Annotated in this window: 8 protein-coding genes; all 8 read left to right on the top strand. The window is 33.4% G+C overall.

Going from position 1 to position 12706, the window contains the following annotated elements; genetic code table 11:
* The first annotated feature begins 419 nt into the window (after positions 1 to 419).
* The 8 genes from NSS97_RS16370 (at position 420) to NSS97_RS16335 (ending at position 12655) form a co-directional block, all read left to right on the top strand.
* The gene (locus tag NSS97_RS16370; protein WP_044444141.1) at positions 420 to 1649 is read left to right on the top strand and encodes a helix-turn-helix domain-containing protein; all 1230 of its coding nucleotides are present in this window, start codon (positions 420 to 422) and stop codon (positions 1647 to 1649) included.
* Positions 1650 to 2998: 1349 nt separating this feature from the next.
* Complete coding sequence (gene hblC / locus NSS97_RS16365; RefSeq protein ID WP_088064481.1) at positions 2999 to 4318, top strand: hemolytic enterotoxin HBL lytic component L2; 1320 nt, start codon at positions 2999 to 3001, stop codon at positions 4316 to 4318.
* 62 nt (positions 4319 to 4380) lie between these two features.
* A complete protein-coding gene (gene hblD, locus NSS97_RS16360) occupies positions 4381 to 5601 on the top strand; it encodes a hemolytic enterotoxin HBL lytic component L1 (RefSeq protein WP_002128070.1) in 1221 nt (406 codons plus the stop codon).
* A 36-nt stretch (positions 5602 to 5637) separates the two neighbouring features.
* Positions 5638 to 6765, top strand: coding sequence for a hemolysin BL binding component B (gene hblA / locus NSS97_RS16355; RefSeq protein WP_000591974.1), 1128 nt, complete (start codon positions 5638 to 5640; stop codon positions 6763 to 6765).
* 325 nt (positions 6766 to 7090) lie between these two features.
* Positions 7091 to 8488 (top strand): hemolysin BL regulatory component HblB, encoded by a 1398-nt coding sequence (hblB, locus tag NSS97_RS16350; RefSeq protein WP_341113413.1) that lies wholly within the window; start codon positions 7091 to 7093, stop codon positions 8486 to 8488.
* Positions 8489 to 8899: 411 nt separating this feature from the next.
* On the top strand, positions 8900 to 10447 hold the full coding sequence (locus tag NSS97_RS16345) for a spore germination protein (protein WP_044444144.1): 1548 nt from the start codon (positions 8900 to 8902) through the stop codon (positions 10445 to 10447).
* Between the two features lie 4 nt (positions 10448 to 10451).
* The gene (locus NSS97_RS16340) at positions 10452 to 11555 is read left to right on the top strand and encodes a GerAB/ArcD/ProY family transporter (RefSeq protein WP_044444145.1); all 1104 of its coding nucleotides are present in this window, start codon (positions 10452 to 10454) and stop codon (positions 11553 to 11555) included.
* Complete coding sequence (locus NSS97_RS16335) at positions 11552 to 12655, top strand: Ger(x)C family spore germination protein (RefSeq protein ID WP_044444146.1); 1104 nt, start codon at positions 11552 to 11554, stop codon at positions 12653 to 12655. Before NSS97_RS16340 ends, NSS97_RS16335 begins: the two co-directional genes overlap by 4 nt.
* The last annotated feature ends 51 nt before the right edge of the window (positions 12656 to 12706 follow it).

Genomic DNA, 12706 nt, shown 5'->3' with positions numbered 1-12706 from the left:
CGCAAAGGCTAGATTTTTCGCAGGATTAGCAAGAAGCTATTACTTACTAGAGTTGTATACTCCAATCATCCCTTGTTTCTGTATTTTGTAGGTTCTTCACTGTTTTCTCAAGTTCTATGATTAGATCTTGGAGAATTAAGAAACGACCTCAACTCATTTCATTGTCGTTTAGAAAATTATAAGAAAAGAATCTATTTCTTTCACACTTTTCCTAACTACTCTGATATTTAGATGCTACTTACAAATAAATAATATATGATTTTCATAAAAAAATATAGTAATATTTTGTCGTGAATTGTACTAATTTGATATTTTATAGTAATATTTTGTCGTGAGTTATACCTGACGGAAAATAATTTATGAACCTATACAGGAACGATGTGAAAATTTATCAGTAATCTAATTAAGAGGAGAAGGTAATGAATAATTCTATCGATATACAACACTTGTGTGATCTCGCACATAAAGCCTTTAATGTACCTGTTCACATTTTATCCACAGACAAAAAAATCTTATATCATTCTAATTCTGAGGATATTTGTAGTCCTTTTTATTCTTCTAAAGAAGAACATCTTAGTGACATTTATCAAGAAAATGATCCCTATAATTTGCCACTTTTCAGGTGTAACAGTTATCTTGAAAATTTCATCCTAATTCATATAGAAAATCATGATTATATAAAAGGGACTATAATAATTGGCCCCACTATATATCCAAAGGGATCGGATGATGTAACCTTTAAACTTCGAAAAGAATTTAACTCAAATAATAATATTCAAGAAAGACTAACCTATTTTCAATCCCTACCTGAGGTTAAAAAAACTTCTTTAATTGATATGGGAATTTTATTGCATTACATGATTTTCAATGAAAAGTTAGATGTTGATATTGTTGTAGAAAAAAATAAAGTGTTAGAGGAAGTTCCCTATAAAATTGTGAAACCTGATCTATATATTTTAAAACGTCAACAAAATAAACCAAAAACTCACAACATGGCATTAGTACATAATTATTTTTCAGCAATCAAAGAGGGAAATAAAAAGAAGTTGTTGCAATATATGTATGCAGTTTCGCAGGAAGATACTGAATTAATTTTAACAGCGGATCCACTCAGAAACCAAAAAAACCATGGGATTATTGCGATTACTTTAGCTACTCGATATGCGATAGAAGGTAATCTCCCACCAGACATTGCTTTTGCTCTTAGTATTTTGTATATCCAAACCATGGAACAACTAGATAACGTGGACTCTGTAAGGCGACTGTCAGGAGATGCTTTACGTACTTTTGCAGATCGGGTGAAAGAATTCAATGCGCAAAAATTTTCAAATGCGGTTACTACATGTATGAATCATATTAGTAAAAATGTTTACGATGGAATATCTCTCAATGAACTCGCTAATCATTTGGATATTACCCCTACTTATTTATCTAAATTATTTAAAAAAGAAGTGGGGATTCCTTTAAGTGAATTTATTCAAAGGGAACGAGTGGAAGAAGCAAAAAAATTATTAACACTCACTACATATCCACTATCAGATATTTGTGCCTGGCTTAATTTTAACGACCAAAGTTATTTTACAAGGGTTTTCAAAAAATCAACTAACATGACACCTAGACAGTATCGTGAAAAATATACCGTAATATAAGCTTAGTATCAGTTTCTTGTGAAAAAACTTTAATATACGCGCAAGTAACTCTAAAACTTGAGCATACTGTTTCTTTTACTCTAGAAAGGGTATGTGATTGATCTAGAAAAGGAATATGTATTCAAATAGATCTTGAAGAGTCCATGAAACATTTAGTGAAGCCAAAGGACAAGGGTAAGATTTATAACATGTTGTTAATTTTAAAGAGTACACTATCCGTTATTTTTCTAAGGAGACAAAAAAACAGAAGGCCGCCAAGGTTCTTTTCGAGAAAGCTTTGCGGCTTTTTTTATATTTTAAAACCCATGGTTATAACGAGGAATAAGTTTATAGATTAATATCTTCATGTTAAGTATTTAATAATGGTGATATTAGGGACTATTACATAAAGTTTAATAATATAACATATATCACTTGATATATCTATAGTATATGCAATTATACATAACCAAATAAAGGGGAAAAAGTATAAAAAAACCTATTAAATTATTCTATAAGTATTTTTTAAAAAATAAAATTGCTTGGTTGAGCTAAAATGGTTATTTATTAACCGTATACACTTTAATTTGTAATCATTACAATTACAGAACTGTAATCCCTAGTTAATTATATCAGTATAATTTTTCAGGCTCGTATTTTTACTTAATAGTTAAATTATCGAGCTCAATCGACAAAATTTTGCTATTTACGCATTGGAAATTTAATGTTTTAATGAACAACATAACTGGTATGACCACACAGAAGGGGGAAGAGCAAGCTAATAGAGGTTATTAAATTTGCAAGTAACACTATGTTGTTGATAATTTTCTTAATAATCAGTTTATTTTTAAGGTATTTAGAATCTCAAAAGTAGTATTTTTGTAAAAATGGGTTTTAAGTTTCTACATAGCAAAAGTGAATTTATTCCGCAATAAAAGTATAAGCAATGTACAGTATAATTTCATCTTTTGTAGTCTTGTAAGGCTATTGCTGACAAAACTAAAAACCATATTATGAAATTGATATTAAAAAAAGGTCATGACAGGATTAACTCTAGAAGCAATGGTTATCTATCTTCACGGATCTGTAAGTTAAACAGCAGCTCTAAGGGGGAAATAATATTTTACTACTCATTGGGCAGCTAATTCAAATATAGCTGATGAATTTTTATCGTTTACTATTTGAAAAATAGAGTATCTAAATGAGAGGGAAGTAAAATCCTTAGATCCTCTTAGAAGTAAATAATAACGATAACACCCTATCCGAAAGACTTCCCATTCCCCATGCGTGTGCAAGGAGAGAGCCTAGCGCTAGGGCGTACAAGTTATATGAATCAAGTTATAAAAAACAATGGTAAAGGAGTGTACGGAATGAAAAATAAAATAATGACAGGATTTTTAATAACATCCATTGTAACTGGAGCAACTATTCCTATCAATACTCTCGCAGCACCAATCGTTCAAGCAGAAACTCAACAGGAAAGCATGGATATTTCTTCATCATTACGAAAATTAGGTGCGCAATCTAAATTAATCCAAACGTATATTGATCAATCTTTAATGAGTCCTAATGTACAGCTAGAGGAAGTCCCAGCTTTAAATACCAATCAATTCCTAATTAAACAAGATATGAAGGAATGGTCATCGGAACTCTATCCACAGTTAATTCTATTAAATTCAAAAAGTAAAGGATTTGTAACGAAATTTAATAGCTATTACCCGACATTAAAATCGTATGTAGACAATAAAGAAGATAGAGAAGGGTTTTCGGATAGACTTGAAGTACTTCAAGAAATGGCTATGACGAATCAAGAAAATGCGCAACGACAAATTAATGAATTAACAGATCTTAAATTACAGCTTGATAAAAAATTAAAAGATTTCGATACTAATGTGGCAACTGCGCAAGGCATATTAGGTACAGATGGAACAGGAAAAATAGATCAGTTAAAAAATGAAATATTAAATACCAAAAAAGCAATTCAAAATGATTTACAACAAATTGCATTAATACCAGGAGCTTTAAATGAGCAGGGATTTGCTATATTCAAAGAAGTTTATAGTCTTTCAAAAGAAATTATTGAACCGGCTGCTCAAGCAGGGATGGCAGCGTATAACAAAGGAAAAGAAATTAACAACTCTATTCTAGAAGCGGAGAAAAAAGCGGCGCAAGAAGCGACAGAACAAGGTAAAACTGCTCTAGAGATTGAATCGGCCAAAAAAGCAGCTCGTGAAGCAATTGAGAAAAGCAAACAAGGTGAAATAGCTGCAGCTGCAGCCGCAAAAACGCAAGAATATGACCTGATGAAAGCCATTGATACTGAAAAGATTAAGAAAACATTTGGTGTCTTCGCAGAAGTAAATAAACTAACAGCAGAGCAGCGAGCATATTTAGATGACTTAGAGAAACAAAACCAAAAAATATATGATTTAACAACGAAACTATCAATAGCAGATTTACAAAAATCAATGCTTCTTCTTTCACAAAATGATTTGCATACGTTTGCAAACCAAGTAGATGTAGAACTTGACCTACTAAAGCGCTATAAAGAAGATTTGGATCTAATAAAAAATAACATTACAAAATTATCTACTAATGTTGATGCAACTAACGAGCAGTCTCAAAAAGATACATTAAGACAATTAAAAAATGTAATAAGTTACCTTGAAGAACAGGTATATAAATTTTGATATTACGTTTTTCAAAAAAACTATAAAGATTATAAGAATCTAGCGAAAGAAGGAGAATAGTTATGAAAAAATTCCCATTCAAAGTGCTAACTTTAGCCACTCTGGCAACGGTTATAACTGCTACTACTGGTAACACTATTCATGCATTTGCACAAGAAACGACCGCTCAAGAACAAAAAGTAGGCAATTATGCTTTAGGTCCCGAGGGACTGAAGAAAGCATTGGCTGAAACAGGGTCTCATATTCTTGTAATGGATTTGTACGCAAAAACAATGATTAAGCAACCGAATGTAAATTTATCTAATATCGATTTAGGATCAGAAGGAGGGGAGTTGCTCAAAAATATTCACCTTAATCAAGAACTGTCACGAATCAATGCGAATTATTGGTTAGATAAAGCGAAGCCACAGATTCAAAAAACAGCTCGTAATATTGTAAATTACGATGAACAATTTCAAAATTATTACGACACTTTAGTAGATACTGTACAAAAGAAAGATAAGGCAGGTCTAAAAGAGGGCATAAGTGATTTAATTACTACAATTAATACAAATTCAAAAGAGGTTACAGATGTAATTAAGATGCTACAAGACTTCAAAGGGAAACTATATCAAAATTCTACAGATTTTAAAAATAATGTTGGTGGTCCAGATGGCAAAGGTGGATTAACTGCAATATTAGCAGGTCAACAGGCAACGATTCCGCAACTTCAAGCTGAAATTGAGCAACTTCGTTCTACTCAGAAAAAACATTTTGATGATGTATTAGCATGGTCAATTGGTGGTGGATTGGGAGCAGCTATTTTAGTTATTGCAGCTATTGGAGGAGCAGTTGTAATTGTTGTAACTGGTGGTACAGCAACACCAGCTGTTGTTGGTGGACTTTCAGCTCTTGGAGCAGCTGGTATCGGTCTAGGAACTGCGGCGGGTGTCACGGCATCTAAGCATATGGACTCCTATAACGAAATTTCTAACAAAATCGGAGAATTAAGTATGAAAGCAGATCGTGCTAATCAAGCAGTTCTTTCGCTTACTAACGCGAAAGAAACATTGGCATATCTATATCAGACTGTAGATCAAGCGATATTATCTCTAACAAATATTCAAAAGCAATGGAATACAATGGGTGCAAATTATACAGATTTACTGGATAATATCGATTCTATGCAAGACCACAAATTCTCTTTAATACCGGATGATTTAAAAGCTGCTAAAGAAAGTTGGAATGATATTCATAAAGATGCAGAATTCATTTCAAAAGATATTGCTTTTAAACAGGAATAGAACTGAAAATTAAAACCTAAATTGGAGGAAAATGAAATGATAAAAAAAATCCCTTACAAATTACTCGCTGTATCGACGTTATTAACTATTACAACCGCTAATGTAGTTTCACCAGTAACAACTTTTGCAAGTGAAATTGAACAAACGAACAATGGAGATACGGCTCTTTCTGCAAATGAAGCGAGAATGAAAGAGACCTTGCAAAAGGCCGGTTTATTTGCAAAATCTATGAATGCCTATTCTTATATGTTAATTAAAAATCCAGATGTGAACTTTGAAGGAATTACTATTAATGGATATGTGGATTTACCTGGTAGAATTGTACAAGATCAAAAGAATGCAAGAGCACATGCTGTTACTTGGGATACAAAAGTAAAAAAACAGCTTTTAGATACATTGACTGGTATTGTTGAATATGATACAACATTTGATAATTATTATGAAACAATGGTAGAGGCGATTAATACAGGGGATGGAGAAACTTTAAAAGAAGGGATTACAGATTTACGAGGTGAAATTCAACAAAATCAAAAGGTTGCACAACAACTAATAGAAGAATTAACTAAATTAAGAGACTCTATTGGACAAGATGTTAGAGCATTTGGAAGCAATAAAGATCTCTTGCAGTCGATTTTAAAAAACCAAGGTGCAGATGTTGAAGCCGATCAAAAGCGTCTAGAAGAAGTATTAGGATCAGTAAACTATTATAAACAATTAGAATCTGATGGGTTTAATGTAATGAAGGGTGCTATTTTGGGTCTACCGATAATTGGCGGTATTATAGTGGGAGTAGCAAGAGATAATTTAGGTAAGTTAGAGCCTTTATTAGCAGAATTACGTCAGACCGTGGATTATAAAGTAACATTAAATCGCGTAGTTGGAGTTGCTTATAGTAATATTAATGAAATGCACAAGGCACTTGATGATGCTATTAACGCTCTTACTTATATGTCCACGCAGTGGCATGATTTAGATTCTCAATATTCGGGCGTTCTAGGGCATATTGAGAATGCAGCTCAAAAAGCGGATCAAAATAAATTTAAATTCTTAAAACCTAATTTAAATGCAGCGAAAGACAGTTGGAAAACATTAAGAACAGATGCTGTTACATTAAAAGAAGGGATAAAGGAATTAAAAGTGGAAACTGTTACTCCACAAAAATAGGGAAATATTAATTCTGTTGCAAAGTGAACCATAACATAGAGAGTCTATGATTACACTGTTAAACAGTAAAGTGATAATTAATAAATCCTTATATATTAAAAAGGCGGAGTCTCATTAAAGACTTCGCCTTTCACTTATATATAAGTTTTATCCAAATAAAAAGATAGCCATGTAGTTTACTTGTTTTTAAAAATTTGTAACAGAATCGATTAATAGGGGACAGTTTATATAGATTCGCTTAATAATATCGAATCTATGCAACTACATCGTCTTTTAATAAGAATAGGACTTGAAATCATACTCTATACAGGAGGAATAAGAAAAGATGAAAAAAAAACCTTATAAAATACTGGCTGTATCAGCATTTTTAATTATGACAACTACCTATGCAGTCACACCAGTAGCAACCTTTGCAATTGAAACTGAACAAACGAACACTGGAGATATGTCTCTTTCAGCAAATGAAGAAAAGATGAAAAAAACTGTACAAGATGCTGGGTTATTTGCAAAAGCTATGAATGAATATTCTTATTTGCTAATTAATAATCCGGATGTGAGTTTTGAAGGAATTTCTATTAATGGGTATGCAGATTTACCTAGTAAAATTGTACAGGATCAAAAGAATGCAAGAGCACATGCTGTTACATGGAATACAAAAGTAAAAAAACAGCTTTTAGATACATTGACCGGCATTATTGAATACGATACAAAGTTTGAAAATTATTATGAAACATTAGTAGAGGCGATCAACAATGGAAATGGGGATACTTTAAAAAAGGGGATTACTGATTTAAGGGGGGGAATTCAACGAAACCAAAAGTCTGCAAAAGCATTAATAGAAGAATTAACTAAATTTAAAAACGCTATTGGAGAAGATGTTAGAGTATTTGGAAGCCATAAAGAGACCTTGCAATCGATTTTAAAAAACCAAGGAGCTGATGTGGAGACTGATCAAAAGCGTTTAGATGAAGTTTTAGGACAAGTAAACTATTATAAGAAATTAGAATCTGATGGATTAATAATGGTGAAAATACCTTTTATCCCCACGCTTATTTCTGGTGGCATAATGATAGGTACTGCTAGAGATAATTTAGGTCGATTAGAGCCTGCTTTAGCAGAATTACGTAAAACTGTTGATTATAAAATTACATTAAATCGTGTAGTCGGAGTTGCATTTCATAATATTAGTGATATGCATAGTACGATTGATAGTGCTATTACTGCTCTTACTTATATGTCCACACAATGGGATGATTTAGACTCTCAATATTCGGGCGTACTGGGGCATATTGATAAAGCTGATGAAAAAGCTGATCAAAATAGATATAAATTTTTAAAGCCTAACTTGAATTCAGCTAAAGATAGTTGGAAAACATTAAGAACAGATGTTGTCACATTACTAGAAGGCATAAAAATTGCAGAGAAGAAAGAACAGGATTTTATGAATCTACTTCGTCCATCAAACGTTTTTTACTTTTATAAAAAAATCCATAACGCATACACTTTTGAAATAAAGACTGGAACAAATGCACCAAATGCGTCTTATAAAGTTATGAATTTAACTAAAAACACTGTTCATCATATGTGGAGTGGAGGTGCTAATACAAGCATGTGGGCTGACTGGCTTTCATTCAATCCAAATGATGAATTTGCGGTGGTAGCAGTAGTGGAGGGGAAAGAATATGTTGTGTATAAAGACAAAGTAGAAAATATAATGAACTGAACCCAAAAAATGCATTAATTGGGGATGGTACACATCGCTATCAAGCTAAGAAAAACAAATACCCCCAGAACGAAATTTTGTGCTAACTTTTAACAGAAAAGCTCATTTTTTCGTTTTGGGGTGAATCTATTTTCTTAAGTTGATGGGCATGGGGGGTATCTCAAAATCTTAGCTTGATGGGCATGTGGCGGTACCCCACATCCATCAACTTAAGGATTTACACTATTCTTGAAGTTAAAAGCAGGTTACTATTTTCTTATGTTAATGAGAATTGCAACCTGCCTTTATGAAATATGCACCAAAAACTTTATAGTAATAAGTCTGGCGTTATCTCTCTAATTATTAGGATATTTTTTCTTCATATATGCATACTAAACATACTATAGAAGGTGCATAGAAGGTGAGGAAGCCATGACTAAATTTCTGAAATGGTTAAAATATAGAGAAAATCCTAAATCATGTTCAATACGAGACGATACTCCTGTTCCCCAAAAAAATATAGAAGACTCTCTCTTAGAAGCTAGTTTATCGAAGAATATAGCTGAGCTTCAGAATGTATTTCATCAATCACCTGATCTAGTGATTCGACGGTTTCAAATGACAGAAGCTGGACTAGAAGCCGCTTTAGTATATTTGTCTGGATTAACAGATAAAGAATTGATTCAAAATCATGTTCTAAGTCCTTTGATGAATAGTGATTTTGATACCAATACAGAACTTCCCATTACATTAGGACAAATTAAAATTATTAATACGTGGAGTCAGAGTGAAAATGCTATTTTAGAAGGAGATAGTGTTTTATTAATTCACGGTCGAACTACAGCGTATCAATTAGACACAAAAGGGTGGCCGCAAAGAAGTATTGAAGATGCTCATAACGAAATATCTTTAAAAGGTGGGCATCAAGGATTTGTAGAAACCGGAGCTCAAAATATCACAATGATTCGAAGGTATATTCCACATCGCCAATTAATGATAAAAGAGATAACAATTGGTTTACGAAGCAAAACAAAGATTTCTATTTTATATTTAAAAGATGTAACTTCTGAGGATGTGCTAAAGGAATTAGAAACACGGATTCAAAGTATAACAGTTGATGCTGTTACTAGTACAGGTGAACTTATTGAATTCATTGAAGATAACCCGTACTCACCATTTCCACAATTTATGTTAACAGAAAGACCTGATTTAGCCGTATCGCACATTCTACAGGGCAGATTTGTGACTGTAGTGGATCATTCGCCAAATGTATTAATTGCTCCAACAAATTTCATCTCTTTTTTTCAAGGGGTGGATGATTACGGTACAAGATGGCTAGTTGCTTCGTTTATTCGTATACTTCGTTTTATCGCCTTTTTGGTTGCTCTATTTTTGCCAGCGAGTTATGTTGCGTTTATTTCCTTTAATTTCGAAGTTATTCCTGTAGAGCTTTATTTATCTATTGCAGAGTCAAGAACAAGCGTACCTTTTGCTCCAGTAATGGAAGCATTACTTATGGAAATAACGCTGGAAATGATGAGAGAAGGGGCCTTACGCCTGCCTACCCCGATTGGTCAGACAGTTGGAATGGTAGGCGGTATTATCATTGGACAAGCAGCTGTTCAGGCCGGAATTGTAAGTAACATTATGATTATTGTTGTTGCTGTTACAGCCATCTCTTCTTTTATTATCCCTAACTATGATATGGGATCTGCAGTTAGACTTTTACGATTCCCCATGATGATCTTAGCTGCATTATTTGGAATTGTAGGACTGGTTATCGGGTGGATGACATTAATTGGACATCTTATCAGTCTTGAATCGCTAGGAACTCCTTATGGAACACCGTTAGCACCGTTTCGCTTTGCAGATATGAAAGATACTTTTATACGCTTTCCTTTATGGGCAATCAGAAGGCGTCCTAAGGGTACAGGAGCTATTCAATCTATTCGACAAGGTAAGAATCATAACAAAAGGTGAAATTATGAAAAAATATGCCTATAATGACATCACTCTTATGCAGTATATTGTTTTAATCAATGGAATGCAGGTCGGCACTGGCGTTCTATCTCTTCCACGTGTGCTTGCAGAAAAAGCTGGAACAGATGGATGGATAGCTATATTGATTGGCTGGATATTCTCCACAATATCAGGTGTTTTTATTGTGAAAACAGCTGCAAAATATCCCGAGGACACACTTTACGAAATTCTTATACGATTTTTCGGGAAAATAATAGGGAAAACACTTGTTGTTATTTACATGATGTACTTCGCTTTTTATTCTTGTACTGTTCTTGTGAACGCTATGCTTTATCTTAAGGGATGGCTTCTTCCAAAAACGCCTGATTATCTAGTTATCTTTTTGTTTTCGATTCCTACCTTTCTTGTCGCACGTAACGGCCCTCGTATTATAGGGCGGTACTCCGAACTTACTTTTTATATGTTGCTTTGGATTCCGTTATTTTTTTTGGTACCTCTTAAAGAGAACGGAAGTTGGATGCCATTCTTTCCGCTCTTAAAAGAGGGGTGGAAGCCTATATTAACGGCTGTGCCGACCACTATCTATGCTTATTTAGGATTTGACATTGCGTTCTTTTTATATCCCTTTTTACGAAAAAAACAGTATGCAGTCCATGGAATGGTTATTGCAAACACTTTAACGATGTTATTTTATTTATTCGCTACTATTGTTTGCTTTGCCTATTTTAGCCCTGATAGCATTACGCAATTTAACCAACCGGTACTAAATTTACTTAAAGTAATTGAATTTCGGTTTTTAGAACGTTTTGACATGATTTTATTGGCTACTTACTTGCCCGTTGTTTCTACATGCTGGATTCCTGCCATATTCTGTTCTGTATTTTGTTCAAGCCGATTACTTGGGAAACAAGATCACAGCTCTCATGTAGTTATTCTCTTATTACTCATTATCGGCTTCGTATTCTGGATTAGTCCTAGTTGGAATCAAGCCGAAACGGGACTACAGGTGTTATCGAATGCTGGGATTGGGTTAACCTATATATTACCTATCATTTTATGGATGTATGGCTGGCTATATGAGAAGTCTCATTGGGGGAAGATACATTGAAAAGAAAAGTACTATGTTGTATTTTGTTATCGGTGTTCATGATGACTGGATGCTTTGATCAAACAAATATTGAAGATGTTTCCCTTACTCTTGTACTTGGTATCGATTTAGATCGTAATAATAATCTATTGGTGTACATGTCAAGTCCTGTTTTTAATAAAGAAGCCAAGGTAAAAGAAGAAGTTACGGGTGTGAAATCTGCTACGATTCGAAATTCTAGAGACAAATTTGATGCTACTGTTATGGCACTTACCTCGGGAAGTAAAACACAGGTGATTTTAGTTGGAAAACGGCTATTGAAACAAAAAAATTGGATGAAATATCTCGATCCATTTCAACGAGACCCCAAAAATACAGTTACTACAAGGGTTGTTGCTGTTGATGGACCTGTTTCGGACGTCATCTTTTATAACCCAAAAGATAAGCCGCGTCTTCCTCTATATTTAACAAAACTAGTTGATACAGCCTCTTTAAGAAATATCACAGTAAAAACAAATCTTCAAGAACTACATGAACAAATGGCAGACAAAGGGGTAACAGCGAATATTACTGAAATGAAAAAAACGAATAAAATATTTGTGGCAGGTACAGCTTTGTTAGATGAAAAAGGAAGGCATAAATTAACGCTAAAACCTGATGAAAACAAACTATTACGCATTTTGCAACAAGGAACTACAGGTGATTTTTCATTTACAATCCCAATTAAACTAAAGTCGGATAGCCAGGATAAAGATTGGATAAGCTTTGCTGCCTATAACATTAAAGTAAAGACAAAGGCAAGATATGATAATAAATTTATATTTAATACAGATATAAAGATGAAGGTCGGCATTACAGAACAGCTTTTTTCGTTCAATACAAGAAAGGATGGAGTAAAATTACAAAAGGCGATTGAAACTAAGCTGGAAGCTGATTTCAAGCAATTAATAAAGAAAATACAAACTGCCAATATTGATCCTATTGGGCTTGGGAGATATGCAAGAACTTACACATATCCAGAATGGAAAAAAGTCCAAAATAAATGGAATAATGAATTAGCAAAGGGCGATGTAAACGTCAAGGTAAATGTGAAAATTGGTGGGATGGGGACAATTAAGTAACAGGAGTTCAACTGAGATTCGTACTAAATTTACAAGTATCTTCAATTTTAG

The organism is Bacillus sp. FSL R12-0074, from assembly GCF_038005725.1.
GTDB classification, from domain to species: Bacteria; Bacillota; Bacilli; order Bacillales; family Bacillaceae_G; genus Bacillus_A; species Bacillus_A mycoides.
This window is presented reverse-complemented; position numbering and strand designations above follow the sequence as displayed.